This is a genomic window from Roseateles sp., assembly GCF_031397715.1.
GTDB lineage: Bacteria > Pseudomonadota > Gammaproteobacteria > Burkholderiales > Burkholderiaceae_C > Paucibacter_A.
The window spans coordinates 1-2851 of record NZ_JANNMI010000414.1; the positions used below are offsets into that span (position 1 = coordinate 1).

Below are 2851 nucleotides of genomic sequence, written 5' to 3' on the forward strand. Positions count from 1 at the left end.
CCCCGTTGTAGGTGTTGGTACCCGTCAAGGTAAGCGTGCCCGCGCCCGTCCCGCTACCCGTCAAGACAAGCGTGCCTCCGCCCGTCCCAGTGCCCGTCACGGCCAGTGTGCCCCGGCCGGTGGGGGCCAACCAGAGCTCCCAGGCTAGGCTCAGGAAAAAGAGGGCGGTCAAGGCGCCGAGCGCCAAATTGCGGGAAAAAGCTTCGCGCTGGCTGGCTTGGGTGCGCAGCGGCTGAGCTGGGGAGGGGGGAGTCTGAGAGGAGGAGGCTGACATGCTGGCATCATAGCCAGCATGCGCGATTCATCCCCCGACAAGCTCGACCTGAAAAGCTCGGTTCAACTGCTGATTTCGACCCTCAACAACTGGCCTTGGCGGCAAACCGTGCAAAGCCTGCGCCTGCGTTTTCGTGAGGGCCATCTGGGCCTGACCGCCGGCAGCCTGACCTTCACCACGTTGATTTCGCTGGTGCCTTTGTTGACGGTGATGCTGGCCTTGTTCACCGCGTTCCCGATTTTTTCATCCTTTCAAAGCGCGCTGGAGCAGTACTTCGTCAAAAGCCTGATCCCGGCCAATATTGCCAAGCCGGTGTTGGGTGCGCTGACCCAATTTGCGTCCAAGGCGAACCGGCTCGGCGCGGCCGGTTTGGTTTTTTTAGGCTTCTCAGCGCTGGCCTTGATGCTGACCATCGACCGCACGCTGAACTCGATTTGGCGGGTGCAGCGGCCGCGTCCGATGGCGCAGCGGGTGTTGGTCTATTGGGCCAGCTTGACACTCGGCCCCTTGCTCTTGGGCGGCAGCCTGGCCTTGACCAGTTATGCGGTGACGACGGGCCATGGCCTGTTCCGCAATGTGCCCTTCAGCGTCAGCGTCTTGTTCAGCGGCATTGAGTTTTTGCTGCTGAGTGGCGGCGTGGCCGCCTTGTTTCACTATGTGCCCAACACGGTGGTGCGCTGGCGCCATGCCTTGGCCGGCGGCGTGTTTGTCGCGGTGGGATTCAATTTTGCCAAGAGCGTGCTGGCCTGGTATTTCAAGTCGGTGCCGACCTTCTCGACCCTGTATGGCGCATTTGCCACCGTGCCGATTTTCCTGGTCTGGCTGTATGCCGGCTGGGTGATCGTGCTGCTGGGCGCCTTGCTGGCCGCCAATGCGCCCAGCCTGAGCAGCGGCATGTTGCGCCGCCCCGATGTGCCGGGCCTGCCGCTGGAGTTGAGTCTGGGTGTGCTGCGCGAGTTGCGCCTGAGCCAGCAACTCGGCGAAGGCGGCGTCAGCAGCTTGGGGCTGGCGCAAAGACTGCGCATCGACCCGCTGCAGTTGGAGCCGGTGCTGGACCAACTGGGCGATCTGGACCTGATCGCCAGGCTGGAAGAAAGCGGCGCCCAGCGCCTGGTGCTGTTGGTGGTGCCCGGGCAGACACCGGCCGCGCCGCTGCTGAATGCCTGCCTGGCTCAGCGCTCACCGGCTTTGCTGCCCTTATGGCAGCGCAGCGACTGGGAAAAGCTCAGTCTGGCTCATTTGTTAGGGGTGTAGCACCACCAGCAAGGCCACCGCTTGTTGGCCCGACAGATTGCGAATTGCGTGCGGGCCGTCGACCGCATAACGGGCAGTTTCCCCGCAGGCCAGTGTCTGGCTGCTGCCGCCGGCCGTGATCTCTAGGCTGCCGCTGAGCAGGCTCAAGTGCTCGCGCGAGCCCGGCTCATGGGCGGCCGACTCCAGCGCGCCGCCCGGCTCAATCGTTAGCTGGTACCACTCGAACTGGCCGGCCAGATCGATAGGCCCCAGGATGCGCAACTGGCACAGCCCGTCCGGGCTGCTCATGCTGGGGATTGAATGCGCGGCGACGCGTTCGATCGCCGGCGCTGGCGGGCGCTCAACCCCCAAAAGCTCGGACATCTCCACCCGCAAGGCATTGGCCAAGCGCCACACCACGGCCACCGTCGGGTTGGCCTGATTGCGTTCGATCTGCGACAGCATCGACTTACTGACCCCGGCGCGGCGCGACAACTCGTCCAGCGACAAAGCCTGCGCCTGCCGCAAGGCCTGCAAGGTGGCGCCGACCTTGGGCGGCTCCGGACTGTCTAGACTGGGTGTGGACATGCTTGACCTCGCATCGCTAATCTTGGATACTGCACGCGAGTTCGATATATCGAACGGCGTCCAATTTACCGAATTGTGCATCAGGAGCCCTCAATGACCAACGCCGCTGACTTTTACGCCCATCTGAACACCGAGTTGCAGGGCATTCGTGCGGCCGGCCTGTACAAAACCGAGCGCGTCATCACCGGCCCGCAAGGCGCTTTGGTGCACACGCAAGACGGCCGCGAGGTGATCAATCTCTGCGCCAACAACTATCTGGGTTTGTCCTCCCACCCGCAAGTGATAGCAGCCGCTCACGAGGCCTTGCGCACGCATGGCTACGGCCTCTCGTCGGTGCGCTTTATCTGCGGCACGCAAGACCTGCACAAGACGCTGGAGCAGCGCTTGGCGCGCTTTCTGGGCACCGAGGACACCATCCTCTACGCGGCCGCGTTTGATGCCAATGGCGGCCTGTTCGAGCCGCTGCTGGGCGAGCAAGACGCCGTCATCAGCGACGAGCTGAACCATGCATCCATCATCGACGGCATCCGCCTGTGCAAGGCCAAACGCTTTCGCTACAAGCACAACGACATGGCCGACCTGGAGCGCTGCCTGATCGAAGCCAAGGCTGCCGGCGCGCGCTTCACCCTGGTCTTCACCGACGGCGTGTTCTCGATGGACGGCACGATCGCGCAGCTCGACAAGATCCGCTCGATCACCGACCGCTACGGCGCGCTGCTCGGCATCGACGAATGCCATGCCAGCGGCTTTGTCGGC

The 2851-nt window shown here is 63.6% G+C and carries 3 protein-coding genes and 1 pseudogene; 2 read left to right on the top strand and 2 right to left on the bottom strand.

Annotated features, from left to right (window positions below; all coding sequences use genetic code 11):
• Positions 1 to 274 (bottom strand): annotated as a pseudogene (locus RMO57_RS18200) (hypothetical protein); the annotation flags it as partial.
• A gap of 18 nt (positions 275 to 292) precedes the next feature.
• Between RMO57_RS18200 and RMO57_RS18205 the strand changes: the two are divergent.
• Complete coding sequence (locus RMO57_RS18205) at positions 293 to 1528, top strand: YihY family inner membrane protein (protein WP_310389048.1); 1236 nt, start codon at positions 293 to 295, stop codon at positions 1526 to 1528.
• Here RMO57_RS18205 and RMO57_RS18210 read toward each other — a convergent pair.
• Positions 1517 to 2095 (bottom strand): XRE family transcriptional regulator, encoded by a 579-nt coding sequence (locus RMO57_RS18210; RefSeq protein ID WP_310389049.1) that lies wholly within the window; start codon positions 2093 to 2095, stop codon positions 1517 to 1519. The two genes, RMO57_RS18205 and RMO57_RS18210, sit on opposite strands and share 12 nt — an antisense overlap.
• Positions 2096 to 2188: 93 nt before the next feature.
• Here RMO57_RS18210 and RMO57_RS18215 point away from each other — a divergent pair.
• Positions 2189 to 2851 (top strand): aminotransferase class I/II-fold pyridoxal phosphate-dependent enzyme (locus tag RMO57_RS18215; protein ID WP_310389051.1); only part of this gene is annotated, 663 nt, incomplete at its 3' end.